10 protein-coding genes are annotated in these 12,773 nt (G+C 39.3%); 6 read left to right on the top strand and 4 right to left on the bottom strand.

The window, feature by feature from the left end; all coding sequences use genetic code 11:
• The first annotated feature begins 1 nt into the window (after window position 1).
• From prpF to H5115_RS14400, 4 genes are all read left to right on the top strand, one after another.
• A complete protein-coding gene (gene prpF, locus H5115_RS14415) occupies window positions 2-1,168 on the top strand; it encodes a 2-methylaconitate cis-trans isomerase PrpF (protein ID WP_182755966.1) in 1,167 nt (388 codons plus the stop codon).
• A gap of 501 nt (window positions 1,169-1,669) precedes the next feature.
• The gene (locus H5115_RS14410; RefSeq protein WP_182755964.1) at window positions 1,670-4,708 is read left to right on the top strand and encodes a hypothetical protein; all 3,039 of its coding nucleotides are present in this window, start codon (window positions 1,670-1,672) and stop codon (window positions 4,706-4,708) included.
• Window positions 4,709-4,770: 62 nt separating this feature from the next.
• On the top strand, window positions 4,771-5,862 hold the full coding sequence (locus tag H5115_RS14405) for a hypothetical protein (RefSeq protein ID WP_039489982.1): 1,092 nt from the start codon (window positions 4,771-4,773) through the stop codon (window positions 5,860-5,862).
• 9 nt (window positions 5,863-5,871) lie between these two features.
• The gene (locus H5115_RS14400) at window positions 5,872-7,752 is read left to right on the top strand and encodes a hypothetical protein (protein ID WP_182755962.1); all 1,881 of its coding nucleotides are present in this window, start codon (window positions 5,872-5,874) and stop codon (window positions 7,750-7,752) included.
• Between the two features lie 133 nt (window positions 7,753-7,885).
• On the opposite strand, the gene H5115_RS14395 is transcribed toward H5115_RS14400, so the two are convergent.
• Window positions 7,886-8,527: a CPBP family intramembrane glutamic endopeptidase gene (locus tag H5115_RS14395; protein WP_182674247.1), complete on the bottom strand. Its 642-nt coding sequence runs from the start codon at window positions 8,525-8,527 to the stop codon at window positions 7,886-7,888.
• Window positions 8,528-8,592: 65 nt separating this feature from the next.
• Window positions 8,593-9,168, bottom strand: coding sequence for an inner membrane-spanning protein YciB (locus H5115_RS14390; RefSeq protein WP_182755960.1), 576 nt, complete (start codon window positions 9,166-9,168; stop codon window positions 8,593-8,595).
• A 191-nt stretch (window positions 9,169-9,359) separates the two neighbouring features.
• Between H5115_RS14390 and H5115_RS14385 the strand changes: the two genes are divergently transcribed.
• Both H5115_RS14385 and H5115_RS14380 read left to right on the top strand, forming a co-directional pair.
• The gene (locus H5115_RS14385; RefSeq protein ID WP_182681412.1) at window positions 9,360-9,629 is read left to right on the top strand and encodes an HU family DNA-binding protein; all 270 of its coding nucleotides are present in this window, start codon (window positions 9,360-9,362) and stop codon (window positions 9,627-9,629) included.
• Window positions 9,630-10,122: 493 nt separating this feature from the next.
• The gene (locus tag H5115_RS14380; RefSeq protein ID WP_007582489.1) at window positions 10,123-10,701 is read left to right on the top strand and encodes a type 1 glutamine amidotransferase domain-containing protein; all 579 of its coding nucleotides are present in this window, start codon (window positions 10,123-10,125) and stop codon (window positions 10,699-10,701) included.
• Between the two features lie 66 nt (window positions 10,702-10,767).
• Here H5115_RS14380 and trpA read toward each other — a convergent pair whose 3' ends face one another.
• Together trpA and trpB are read right to left on the bottom strand one after the other, a co-directional pair.
• Window positions 10,768-11,589, bottom strand: coding sequence for a tryptophan synthase subunit alpha (gene trpA, locus H5115_RS14375; protein ID WP_182755958.1), 822 nt, complete (start codon window positions 11,587-11,589; stop codon window positions 10,768-10,770).
• Window positions 11,586-12,770 (bottom strand): tryptophan synthase subunit beta, encoded by a 1,185-nt coding sequence (gene trpB, locus H5115_RS14370; protein ID WP_002961582.1) that lies wholly within the window; start codon window positions 12,768-12,770, stop codon window positions 11,586-11,588. Before trpB ends, trpA begins: the two co-directional genes overlap by 4 nt.
• Window positions 12,771-12,773: the final 3 nt, after the last annotated feature.

Here is a 12,773-nt window from a genome sequence, read left to right as displayed (position 1 = left end):
TATGTTTAAACCGCAAATTAAAGTGCCTGCAACCTATATGCGTGGCGGCACCAGTAAAGGAGTGTTTTTTAATTTAACTGATTTGCCAAAGCCTGCTCAAGTAGCAGGCGAGGCGCGCGATAATTTATTACTGCGTGTTATTGGCAGCCCCGATCCGTATGCTAAGCAAACGGATGGAATGGGCGGCGCTACATCAAGCACCAGTAAAACCGTAATCCTAAGTAAAAGTGAGCAAGCCAACCACGATGTTGATTATTTGTTTGGTCAAGTGGCTATAGATAAACCTTTTGTAGATTGGAGCGGTAACTGCGGTAACTTAACGTCAGCAGTGGGGGCTTTTGCTATTAGTAATGGTTTGGTCGATAAAAGCAGAGTACCTAATAATGGTGTTGCTATTGTGCGTGTGTGGCAGGCTAATATTAAAAAAAGCATATTAGTGCATGTCCCTATGACCAATGGCGAAGTGCAAGAAACCGGCGACTTTGAGCTCGATGGCGTTACTTTTGCTGCAGCTGAAGTAAAACTTGAATTTATAGACCCGGCTGATGGCGATGGCGCGTTATTTCCAACAGGCAACGTAGTTGATGACTTAGAAGTACCAGGTGTTGGTACTTTAAAAGCCACGATGATAAATGCAGGTATTCCTACTGTATTTATTAACGCCGCTGATATTGGTTATACCGGCACAGAGCTGCAAGACGATATAAATAACGATGTTGCAGCGCTTAAAAAGCTTGAAACCATTCGTGCTTATGGTGCCGTTAGAATGGGCTTAATCACAAATATTAGTGAAGCACAGGCTCGCCAACATACGCCAAAGGTTGCGTTTGTTGCAGCGCCTTTAGATTACAAAGCGTCTAGCGGTAAAATGATTGAGGCTGCTAATATCAACTTATTAGTACGCGCAATGTCGATGGGTAAACTGCATCATGCCATGATGGGTACAGCCGCTGTAGCTATTGGTACGGCTGCGGCTATTGAAGGCACACTTGTTAATATAGCCGCTGGTGGCGGCGTATTGAGTGAAGTTAACTTTGGTCACCCGTCGGGCACGCTAAAAGTAGGTGCTGAGGCTAAAAATAATGCTGGCAACTGGCTAGTTACCAAAGCAAGTATGAGCCGAAGTGCACGTGTATTAATGGAAGGGGTTGTAAGAGTCCCTTACTAATCACTGGTGAAGTTAAGCGCAACTAAACATTTATTTTAGTTAAGCAAACAAATTTTATAAACGTTTGCTTAGCTAAAGTAAAACCTACTCACACTCGTTAGAAATAATCCTTTTTCATTAATTTTTAGAATTATCGTCTTTTTTAACTCTCATCCATCGCATTTACTTGAAGAATATAATTAACAAACTAGATTGTATGTAATATTCATTTAATAAAGTGAATATATTGTATCAATATGTGCTGGTTCTTTATGAGTGTCTATAGGTTATTGAATAATAGAGATGCTGATAAAGAAGTAGCTCATAGAATAAAGATAAATACTTCTATAAAACGTATAAATATGTAGCATAACTATATAGCTTAATGGTATTTTTAATGTTCTAGTAACAAAGGTTATGATTGTGTACTTTTTTGATGCTTTTTGAATATAAAAGCTTACATAAACCACTATCAACTAAACTAATTTCTGATACTCATTCCAGGCTATCAAGGAGAAATAAATGGTAAAGCGTACGATCAAATTTACACCTATTGCAGCTTCAGTTGCACTTACATTAGGCTTAACAGCATGTGGTTCTGATAACGACAGAAATATTCCTGTTGCACCTGTAGAATCTTTTACTGCAACGGGCGATGCACAATTTAATATTGAAGTAACAGGTAAAGCAGTTAAAGGTTCAATGAAAAGTGCAGTAGTAACTGTAATGACTTTAGATGCATCTGGTCAAAGCGTTCCTGTTGCATTTCGCTCAGCTGCTTCAGCAGAGGCTGAGTCTTTTTCTGAAGAAGCACTATCACAAGATGCTGCAGATGCAGCGGTAGAAGCAAGTAAAATTGCCGCTAACCCTGAAGTGCTAACTGATGAAAACGGTCGTTACAGCATCTACCTAGATGATGATTTTACTGGACCTGTTTACATTACTGTTAAAACGTCTGAAGAAGGCGATGATAGCTTTTTACGTTGTGATGCTTACGTAGGTTGTGGCACTTACGATGAAGCGCCAGAAGTTGACGACGAAAATGATGGCGATACTGATATTGAGTTTGGCGAATGGTACAAAACTGACCTAGAGCTTTCAGTTGTTAAGTTTATTCCAGCTGTTGAAGCAGATACATCTGGAGCGAGCGGTGCAGCTGGCGACGATAATGTTATAGGTTCTTATAAAGCTAATGTTACTTTTTTAACATCGTTAGTGGCGGGTCTTCTTCTTGACTCAGGTTCAAGTGTAGATGAAGACGCTATTGCTACAGCTAGCTTAAACACTGTTGTACAAGTGATGGGTCAAGACGCAGCACTTTTACTTTCTGCTATTATTGGCGATTTATCTAACGGCGGCGCTGTAGATTTAAGTAATGTTGATGGCGAAGAAGAACTTACTGACGGTATTTTAGCAATTGCACAGCTTTCTTCTTCAATTCAAGGTTTACCTTCAATTGGTGATGTAATGAGCAGCATTAAAGCTGGTATTAAATCAGGCCAGTTTAAAGGTAATACTGACGCTGGCATTGCTGCAATAGCTACAATGTTACAAACAGCAATTACAAATACTGCAAACATTTTTGTTGCTGTAGCAACGGGTGATGAAACTGCAATTGAAAACGCTTTAAAAGCGGCATTCTCTGCTAACAACCCTAATGCAACACAAGCACAAATTGATGCGTTTGCCGCTAATTCAGTAGGTATTGCTAAAAAAGCAAAAGCAGCTAAAGACAAAGCTGTTAAAAATGGTGCAGCAACTGATGCCGGCCTTGCAGCCGCTGCAGTAAAAGTTAAAAAAGCACTAGAAGTAATTGGTTGTACTGGTGCAGAGTGTACAGTTGGAGATGATTTTTATACAGCTCTAGCAGCTGCTTTAACAGTAGAAGTTACAGCTTCACAGACTGCACTTACTGCATTAGAAATGGATATTGAAACAGCTCAAAGTTCACTTGCTGATGTTCAAGCAATGGGTGGCGATGCTCTTACAGCTGATAACGCAGCTGCATTTGTAAGCGCTGTAACATTACTGAAAAATGAAGCTGCTACTGCTGGTTTAACAGCTAAAGCGGGTTCTATTTTTGTTAAATCACAAGGTTATGTAACTGCTGCAAAAGCGTTAGTTACTCAAAGCTCTGATTACCAACAGATTCTTGATTCTGCAACGTCTTTACAAACAGATGCAGGTGTTGCTGTAACTGACACCGTTGCATACGACGCTGCATTAGCTGCACTAGTAGCGGAAGCAGAAGAAGCGATTGAAACGTTTGATATTGCTCTTGCTGCTGCAAAACTAGTTGCTGAAAACACTGCAGACGTTGCTGATGAGAAAAAATCAGCAGCAGACACAGCTGAAGCAGCTTCTACAAGCGCACTTGCTAACGCAGAAGGTGCAATGGTAGATACAGCCGCAAACGCAACTGAAGCTCTTGAGCTTGCTATGACTGCTGTTACTGCTGCGTCTGATTTTGCTGCTGCTGTTGATGCACTTGAAATTGCTATTGAGCAAGCACTTGTTGCTTCTAATGCTTACCTAGACCTTGAAGGCGAAGGCGCACAAGCAATGATTGATGCGCTTACAGCTATGCAAACAGCTGCTGTAGCTCAAGGTGAACTAGCTAGCGAGCAATTTGTAACAGCTTATAACCTACAACTTGTTGCTGAAGCGGCGGTTGCTAAACTTGAAGTACTAACTTCTGTTAAAGCTACATCAGAGTCATTATCGACTATGACTGTGCTTACTAATACTGGCGGTCAAGCGGTTATCGATGCAGCAGACGTTCTTGCTGACGTAATTGATGAACTAGCTGAAATGGGTAACTCAGGTGAAGGTACTTCTACTCGTCAACCTGATTGGTCATATAACTATGACTTAGATGCGTTAGTTTTAGAATTAGAGAACGAAACTACCGGTGAAATGATCAGTGCTTCAGCTTCTTACCAAGGCGAGCAATTAGTTGTTGCTTGGGGCGCTACATTAATGGGTGAAAATGACGCAACTGTGTCACTTGTTACGGGTGAAAGTCGTACTGCAGCTCTAGAAGAGTGTGAACTGTTTGCTGACGGTACGATTATTGATCCTACGCAAATTGATTCATGTTTAATATTCACATTTGATGGTGCAGTAAATGCTGACACAGTTGATGACGCTGAAATCGTTAACACTGAAGCTTGGAACCACGTTGAAATTATGGACGGTGATTCTGGTTTCACTGGTATGCTAAACCTTACTGCAACTGAAGAATCAGATTCTTCAAGTATTACACTTGAAGGTATGTCTGGCGACTTAGACTTTAAAGTAATGGGTATGGTTGACAGTAGTGGTGATGAAGATGAAAGTACATTAGAAGTTATGGTTAAAGGTGACGCAGCAATGGGTTACACATTATCTCTAACTGGTACGGAATCTACAGGTTACACTGGTGATGTTAAAGCTATGTACAATGGCGAAATGATGTCATTTGGTACTGCTTCTAAAGTTACTAACGGTGTATCTATCACTTACATCGATGGTGATGTAGTGCCTTACACTGATGTTGATTTAATTGATTCATCTAAGTAATATTTAAACTATAAAAGGGGAAAGCAGCGCTTTTCCCTTTTTTTATAGAAAGCGATTAAATTATGAAAAAAAAAATTCTCTTGTTAGGATTTTCAACAGCTTTTATTTCTCCTCTTGCTTCCGCAGATAACCAATTTCAAATATTTACTCATTTTGACGCAGAAATTTATACTGAAGCACAACCAGTACAAGCCTTTGTAGATGATTTTGATGCACCATTAAAATCGGGTGACAGTGCATTTACCTATAATATTTTTGAAGTGGGTGTTGGCTACGGTAATTTTAAAGTGGGTTTACAAAGTCGTTATGACTATGTTCTTAACTTTGATCCTGATACAGCTAAATATACTCATACCGAAAAGAATGATTTAGAGTTTGAAGATAGATTTTATACCTATTACCTCGATGCTAAACAAGCAACGTCTAATGGTGTATTCGTATCTTATGATTTTAAATTTTTAGATAAAAATGCATTAACAATAACACCTAAGCTTTCTGTTTTTGCCAGCTCACACTATCAAGATGCCACTGTAAATGGTGAGATTTTTAGTGATGAAGTTGAAGGTGCTGTAACTGTCGATTACAACTTTTCAAAAGATATTTTATTTAAAGAATTTACACCTTCACAAAAGCCTGAAGGGCTAGGCTATAGCCTAGATATTTTTGCCGATTGGCAAGTAAATGATGAGCTTAAAGTTGGTTTTAGCGTAAAAGATTTGCTGTATAAAACTCAGTACGAAGACAGTGGCTCTGTAAAGGGTCAAACTACTGAAATTCCATTTAGCGAAGATGACAACGGCGATATTATTACTCAGCCAACAGTTTCATTAAAAACATCTGCATTTGGAAATACGGTATCTCATGATTTCGAAATGGAAATGCGATTACAAGCATTTGCCGATTACAGAATAAACGACCGATTTTCGACTCAGTTAACTTTAAAACGTTACGATAAAGACACGTTTAGCCAATTAAAAGGCCGTATTCACTTTTGGGATCATTGGCGAGTACAAGCAGGCTACGAAACAAAAAGCGAAGCATTTTTAGTTGGTATAGAAAACGAATATTTTGGTCTTAATTTACAAACTGATAGCCTAGATTTAGATAAAGCCTATTATGCGAATGTGAATTGGTACGTGAACATTAAGTTTTAAGGAATGAAGATGTTAAAACAAATTATACCTTTAGGGGTCGCTATTGCATTGGCAGGTTGTGGTTCTTCATCAGACAGTGACAGTTCAGAATCGGTTGCAGTGAGTGAAATTGCTACATCTTCTTCTGTGAGTTTTTATGTATCTAATTGGCAATCACCACAGGGCACGCTTAATGTTTTAGATAGCGATGGGGTGGTGCAAGAATCAATTGAAGTCGAAAATATCAATACTGCGAGTGTAAGTGTAACTCCACTTACTTTTAATAGTTTTGAGTTTATACCTAGCGATACCACTCTACCTTGTCCGCGATTTACAGGTTGTGGCAGAACTGTGCGTGGTGATGTAAATGACTTAAACGCAAACCGGTTAATCGATTACCAAGAATTGACAGCCGTTACTCTTAATTACAAAGCGGATGCATTTAGTGCACCGGGTGTAAATAAGGTTTATTTATCACCATTGAGCAAAGCAATTACAGAAGAAGGCTTTAGTGCTACACAGGCGAGTTTATCAGCCACGCCTTTTTATCATTTAACGCACAGTAATTTAAATGCAAGTGTTGAAGCAGAAATGGTAACAAATGCCTTCACCTACGCGGCAATTTTAGCTGGTGTTGCTGATAGTTCGTTTAGTGTTGAAAGTGCTTTTAATACATTTACTAATTTGGAGACTGACCAGCAAGCTTGGCAAGATTACAGCGACTTAGCAGCGCAGTATGTTACAGACAACTTATTTAGCGACCAAGGTAATGCTTTGCTGAAAAATGTAGCTGGTCAAGTTAAGCAAACGATTGCAAGTGTAACTACATTTGCAAATTGGCAGGCTCGCTCAGCAGAAGTGCAAAGCTTACACTCAAGAGAGTTACTTGTTGATACGCGAAATATAATTGGTGTTGCAAGACTTCAAGAAAAAAGCTATTCAGATGAATTAGACGCAAAATTTACTGAGCTTGAAGGTGCGTTTGATGAAGATACACAAAGAACCCTTGATGCACTTAGTAATGCTTTAAACGAAGTTATCACAAATTATTCACCACTAGCTGATGGCTCTACACCATCAGGGCAATATAAGCTTCGTGATTTAGATATTAATTACAACCAATCACCTTATACTTGGGCTATTACTGGCACATATGATGAGTTACCTATAACCATTGATTTATCAATTCCAACTTTCAGAGTAAGTGGTGTATTAGGTAATAAAATCGAAGGTGTAATGAGCGCAACGGTCACAAATGGTACTACGGTATTAAGTGTGGATGTAAGTGAGTTGCTGATTGAGTTTGATGGCATAGATGCTCAAAGTGAATTAAACCCAGAAGCCGATACGGGTATTACACAGGTAACCACCAACGTAATTATCAATAAAGCAGCGGGTAAACTCGAAGGTGATTTATCAGTAAATTTAAACCGTTTTGTTAATTCACTAGGTGAGGAGTCAACCACGTTATCTACTTTTGATTTTAATGGTGATTACGTAAGCGACATTCAAAACACTGCATTTCATATCACAGCAGTAGAGGCTTCGCCTTTTGTTGGTGAAGATAATGACGATTTAGCATTTACTTTTGAATTAGATTTTCCATTGAGTGGTGCAAGCGATTTTAAATTTGCGTACGTAGGCGATGTGGAAAACCTATCAGAACTTACCTCTACAGATATATTTGTTAGCATACAAAATCGCGCGTTAGATTTACGTATTCGTGATGTTAGTGGCAACATTAATCTAATAGCGAAAGGCGAAAATGGACGTTGGTTAGATGTAAAGCAAAAGGGCCGTAATTACAGTGGCGGTTTATATTTTGGTGATACTAAACTAGCTGATGTTACTGCGGTACGTGGTATTCCTGGTGTTTTATTTCCAAATGGTGAGTTTGAGTCGTTATTTTAACCATTAGATTAAATAATTAAAAACTCAGCATATGCCTTACAGCTCAGCGCTTTTTGCGATGAGTGAAGTGTTTTTATAGCTATTCAGAATCCGATATTAGTTTCTGATATCGGATTTTTTAATGTTTGTTATATTAGTTAAATGCGCCTGAATCGAGGTAGCTGCCAATCCCGAGTGTAAACATCCATAGCCCCCATAAGCTGTGTTCAATAACACACACGACCGTTGAGCGGCTTTGTGCGTAGGTATACGCAAACAGTAAACCGCCCAAAAAGGCTAGGGCTACTGCAATCCAATTGGCATACACAATATGCGCCAGCGCAAATACACTCGCACTGACTACAATACGCACTGCTTTTTTTGGCATGATGCGTTTATAACGATGAAAAAAATACGTTCGGAATATTAATTCTTGAGGAATAACCGACAGTATTGGATACAGCACCAATAGTAAAAGCCAACCATTAAATGAGTTACGGGGAAGGGTAAACCAGTTGCCTTGATGAATAATCCCGTAAAACATGCCTGAGAACAGCGCACCTAAAAAAAAGAAGCTAAACACACGCCTTTTAACAGCAGAAAATTGCCCAAGGCTTGTGAGTCTAAACCGTTTAAAATGGGGATCGCCTAGTAGCAACATACAACACACACTCATAAGTATAATAAGCGCAGGGATAAGCCAATTAGCTAAATGCTCGCGTAATCCAAAACCCAACAAGGGCAGCAATATAAAAATGAGGGTAAATTCAAACCAGCGGTATTGATTAGCGTTCAAGGTCGTCTCAAATTGCTTTTTTTAATAAGCTAACAAGCTAAGACGACACTTTTATGACGAGGGGCTTACTTTGCAGGTTCTTCTTCATCAGGGAGGTATTTGTACAAGGCAATAATGGTGGCAAAAATACTTACAAAGGTAATACCCATTAAACCAAATACTTTAAAGTTAACCCAAAAGTCGAGCGAAAAATTATATGCAATATAAATGTTTAGTGCTGCGATGCCAGAAGTAATTACAACCCACATTAAATTAAGCTTATCCCATAATGGTTCTGGGACAACAATGGCTTGCTTTGTATCATTAGCGTTTTCGAGGATTGAGCTAAGCGCTTTTTTAACGAGATTTTTATTAAGTACATAACGGCTAACAAGTAACGTTAAACTTAAACCTGCATATATGAGTGTTGCTTTCCATTTAATGTATTGCTCATCATGAAGTACCAGCGTTAACGTACCGAACACGGCAGCAATGCCAAAAAATATCCAATGACGAGTAGGCACATTGCCATGTTTAAAGTAGCTATAAGCAACTTGAATAAGCGTAGTGGCCATTAATAAACCGGTAGCCCAATAAATATCGACGAGTTTAAACACTGCAAAAAACAGTATGAGTGGAATGTATTCAATTAATGCGTGCATATACTACCTAAATTATACAAAAAAGAGTCAAAGGCTTTTTACCACATAAAGCTTAGCAACTACAAGGTTGACTTGTTGCCCTGTAACCCTTAGCCTGCGTGGCTTTATTACCAATTTGGTTTGGTATTTTTTATATCATCATATTCCCACGCTTAACCAACACTGATTTGGCGTGTATTTAGGAGCCTAAAATGAATAAAGCAGAACTCGTTGCTGCCATTTCACAAAAAAGTGAATTAACAAAAAAAGATTCTCAAGCGGCACTTTCAAGCTTGCAAAAAGTCATTACTAAATCGCTTTCTGAGGGCGATCAAGTTCAAATTAATGGCTTTGGTACCTTTGCGCTAAGTTATTACCCAGCGCGTACTGGGCGTAACCCACAAACAGGGGCTGCAATTGAAATAGAAGGCGCAAATAAAGCGGTTTTTAAACCTGCTAAGGCGTTAAAAGATCTGCTTTAAATAGCATTACTTAGCTTGGTCGTTGACTGAGTTTTACGTGGAGTTATTAAACATAAAATTATGGGCTTTGCCCATCACGCCAACAAGTTGTGCGTCTACAAAATAAACATAATGCCGAGCGTTAGTTGTAGGCGTTGAGCTTGCTCACGCGAGAAGCGCAGCTTCTAATTACTTAACCACCTATCATAAAAACTGCGTTTTTAAACGCCAACAAGTTGTGCGTCTACAAAAATAAACATAATGCTGAGCGTTAGTTGTAGGCGTTGAGCTTGCTCACGCGAGAAGCGAAGCTTCTGTATTTAAATCACCGAGTATCAAAGCCGTGTTTATATCTCCTCAATGTACATTATTCATAATCTCTAAATAATTTACATGGCATTATAAATTCTACTTAAATTAAATCCTTTATTTTCAATTGCTTGTTGTCGGCACGCATCGTGCTTTTTTGAATGTGTATTTTAAATATACCTTTTAAGAAAATAAGGAGATCTCAATGAGTACATTACAAACAAGCACACGTTTACAAGGCAAAAAAATCGCAATTTTAGCCACTGATGGATTTGAGCAAAGTGAGCTTTTATCTCCACGCAGCGCATTACTTGATGCTGGTGCAAACATCGAAATAGTATCAATTAAAGAAGGCCAAATTACTGGCTGGGATGAAGACAAGTGGGGCGATAAAGTAACAGTAGATAAACTAGTTACAAACGCGGATCCTGCTGATTATGACGCGCTTATGCTTCCTGGTGGTTTATTTAATCCAGACAGTTTACGCCAAGATAAAGATGCTAAAGCATTTATTGATGGCTTTTTTGGCGCAGAAAAAAACAAACCCGTTGCTGCTATTTGCCATGCGCCGTGGTTGTTAGCTGAAATTAATAAATTGCGCGACCGTACCATTACTTCCTTTCCCAGTATTAAAAGCGATTTAATTAATGCAGGTGCTAATTGGGTCGATCAAGAAGTATGTGTAGATAAAGGTTTAGTAACAAGCCGAAGCCCAGCAGATTTAGAAGCATTTAATGCTAAATTTATTGAAGAGATTTTAGAGGGTAAACACCAAGCTCACTAATTTGCTTTTAAAAATTAAAAAAGGGCATTTTAAATGCCCTTTTTTTAATGCGTAAATTTACACTTTTTATAATGCGGTTGCAGCTTTCATTTCACTAACAAATGCTTTTAACTGCATTGTCATTGCGTCTAAATTGTTAAGGTTAGCTTCAATAATTTTAACTACAGCAGAGCCTGAAATAGCACCTGCTGCGCCTGCATTAAGTGCCGCTTTTACATCATCTGGTGTTGAAATACCAAACCCTAAAAGAGCAGGGGCTGCATGGTATTCTTTTAATTTAGTAACAATATTACCAGCAGGCATTTGTGCCTTAGTATCGGTGCCGGTAACACCAGCGCGCGATAGTAAATACGTATAACCACGACCGTAAGAGGCGCATTGGCGAAGTGTGTCATCATCCGCATTAGGTGTTGCTATAAAAATTGGGTCTACACCGTTATCCATTGCTGACTTTCTAAATATTTTAGATTCATGCAGAGGCACGTCAGCCACTAAAATAGAGTCTACACCTACCACTTTTGCATCTTTATAAAATGCTTCTATGCCGCGCTTAAAAACAAGGTTTGAGTAAAGCAATAATCCAATTGGAATATCGGCGTTATACTCGCGTATCTCTTTAATAACATCAAAGCAATCTTGCGTGTTAATGTGCACATCAAGTGCGCGAATATTAGCTTTTTGAATTACAGGACCATCCGCAATCGGATCAGAAAACGGAATACCAAGCTCAAGTGCATCAGCGCCGCCGTCAATTAGGCTTTTAATAATCGCAACACTTTGCTCTTTACCTGGGTCGCCAATTGTTACAAATGGGACAAACGCACCTTGTTTTTTCTCGTTAAGCGCTGCAAACATTTTGCCGTAACGATCCGTTTTTACTTGGCTCATAGCTGACCTCTTTCAGATAGTACATTGTGAACGTGTGCTAAATCTTTATCGCCACGACCACTTAAATTAATAACTAAAACGCTTTCCTCGGTTTGCTCTTCTGCATACTTAAGTGCATAAGCAAGCGCATGGCTTGATTCAAGCGCCGGAATAATCCCTTCGTTTTTAGCAAGTGATTGAAACGCATCAAGCGCTTCTGTATCAGTGATACCCACGTATTGCGCTCGACCGGTTTCGTGTAAAAATGCATGCTGAGGACCAACCGCAGGATAATCAAGACCCGCTGATACAGAGTAAGACTCTTCAATTTGGCCATCGTCGTTTTGCATAATGTACGTGTAAGTACCGTGTAATATACCTTTAGTGCCTTTACAAATTGTTGCACCGTGCTCATTTGTATCAAGCCCTTTACCTGCAGGCTCAACACCAATTAATTTAACGCCTGGCTCGTCAATAAAGTCGGTGAACATACCAATTGCGTTTGAACCACCACCAACACAGGCAATTACAGCGTCAGGTAAACGACCTTCGGCTTTAAGTACTTGTTGTTTAGCTTCTTCACCAATAACTTTTTGATACTCACGTACAATTGTTGGGAATGGGTGAGGACCCGCTGCTGTGCCTAGTAAGTAGTGCGCGTCTTGATAATTAGCTGACCAGTCACGCAGGGCTTCATTTACTGCATCTTTTAATGTGCCAGAACCCGCTGTTACCGGAATAACCTCTGCGCCCATTAACTTCATTCTAAATACGTTTGGTTGCTGACGTTCAACGTCTTTTGCGCCCATATAAATTCGACATTTTAAACCCAGTAATGCACATGCAAGCGCTGTTGCAACGCCGTGTTGACCGGCACCTGTTTCAGCAATTACTTGTTTTTTACCCATGCGCTTAGTAAGTAACGCTTGGCCAAGTACTTGGTTGGTTTTATGTGCGCCGCCGTGTAATAAGTCTTCACGCTTTAGATACAGTTTTACTTTTGGGTTTTTAACTAAATTGCGCGTTAAAGTAAGTGGGGTAGGACGACCCGCATACTCGTTTAATAATTTACTTAGCTCAGCCTGAAACTCAGGATCTTTTTGTGCTTTGTTAAATTCGTTTTCTAACTGCTTAAGCGCAGGGACAAGTAACTCGGGTACAAACATACCGCCAAACTCGCCAAAATAAGCTGGATTTTGCATTTT

Source organism: Pseudoalteromonas sp. SR44-2 (assembly GCF_014163745.1).
GTDB classification, from domain to species: domain Bacteria; phylum Pseudomonadota; class Gammaproteobacteria; order Enterobacterales; family Alteromonadaceae; genus Pseudoalteromonas; species Pseudoalteromonas distincta.
Note: the sequence above shows the minus strand (reverse complement) of the source record. Positions and strands in the feature narration are given on the sequence as shown.

Bases quoted from the DNA above. Each gene is read 5' to 3' on its own strand.
- prpF (WP_182755966.1), top strand. From the start codon at position 2: ATGTTTAAACCGCAAATTAAAGTGCCTGCAACCTATATGCGTGGCGGC.
- H5115_RS14380 (WP_007582489.1), top strand. From the start codon at position 10,123: ATGAGTACATTACAAACAAGCACACGTTTACAAGGCAAAAAAATCGCA.
- trpA (WP_182755958.1), bottom strand. From the start codon at position 11,589: ATGAGCCAAGTAAAAACGGATCGTTACGGCAAAATGTTTGCAGCGCTT.
- H5115_RS14410 (WP_182755964.1), top strand. From the start codon at position 1,670: ATGGTAAAGCGTACGATCAAATTTACACCTATTGCAGCTTCAGTTGCA.
- trpB (WP_002961582.1), bottom strand. From the start codon at position 12,770: ATGCAAAATCCAGCTTATTTTGGCGAGTTTGGCGGTATGTTTGTACCC.
- H5115_RS14385 (WP_182681412.1), top strand. From the start codon at position 9,360: ATGAATAAAGCAGAACTCGTTGCTGCCATTTCACAAAAAAGTGAATTA.
- H5115_RS14390 (WP_182755960.1), bottom strand. From the start codon at position 9,168: ATGCACGCATTAATTGAATACATTCCACTCATACTGTTTTTTGCAGTG.
- H5115_RS14405 (WP_039489982.1), top strand. From the start codon at position 4,771: ATGAAAAAAAAAATTCTCTTGTTAGGATTTTCAACAGCTTTTATTTCT.
- H5115_RS14400 (WP_182755962.1), top strand. From the start codon at position 5,872: ATGTTAAAACAAATTATACCTTTAGGGGTCGCTATTGCATTGGCAGGT.